This is a genomic window from Arthrobacter sp. 10L430 (assembly GCF_056395245.1).
The window spans coordinates 1-623 of the sequence record NZ_JBFTJD010000069.1 but is presented as its reverse complement, the minus strand read 5'-3'; the positions used below and the strand labels follow the sequence as shown (position 1 = coordinate 623).

Below are 623 nucleotides of genomic sequence, written 5' to 3'. Positions count from 1 at the left end.
GCCTTCTGCAGGTAGTCGGGCATGAGTTGTTGGGACCAGCCGCCGGAGGAGACGATGACGTTCTCGAAGGTCCAGGACTTCTTGCCGGAGGTGATGGTGACGCCGTTGCCGGTTTCGGTGATGCTGTCGATGGGTGTGTTGGTGTGGATTGTTGCGCCGTTGGCCTGGGCGGCGGCGACGGCGGCTGTGACGGCTCGGTCGGTGCGCAGTGCGCCGGCGTTGGGGTCGTAGACGGCGATGTCGTCGTCGCGGAGGTTGTGCTGGGGGTAGTGTTCGGCCATGTCTTCGCGGCTGAGGATTACGTGGGCAGCGCCGTTGGTCCTGGTGGTTTCCAGGAGCTTGGGGATGTAGGGCCCATCGGCGGTTCCGATGGAGAGTCCGCCGCAGCGGGTGAGGATGTYYTGTCCKGTTTCGGCTTCGAGYTCGGCCCAGAKGYYSCGGGAGCGTTCCAGGATGGGGTAGTAGTCGGGTATCCCGCGGTAGAGCATGCGGAAGAGCCGGGTGTCCCCGCCCACGGCGCTACGGCCGTGGGCGGGTGCGTGGGCTTCGAATCCGACGACGTCCTGGGTCAGGCGGGAGGCTTGCCAGAGGGCCATGGATCCGATGCTGCCGAGGCCGATGAC

1 protein-coding gene is annotated in these 623 nt (G+C 66.2%); it reads right to left on the bottom strand.

Annotated elements, in window-relative coordinates; all coding sequences use genetic code 11:
• Nucleotides 1-623 (bottom strand): FAD-dependent oxidoreductase (locus AC1DDG_RS21695; protein WP_476877702.1); only part of this gene is annotated, 623 nt, incomplete at both ends.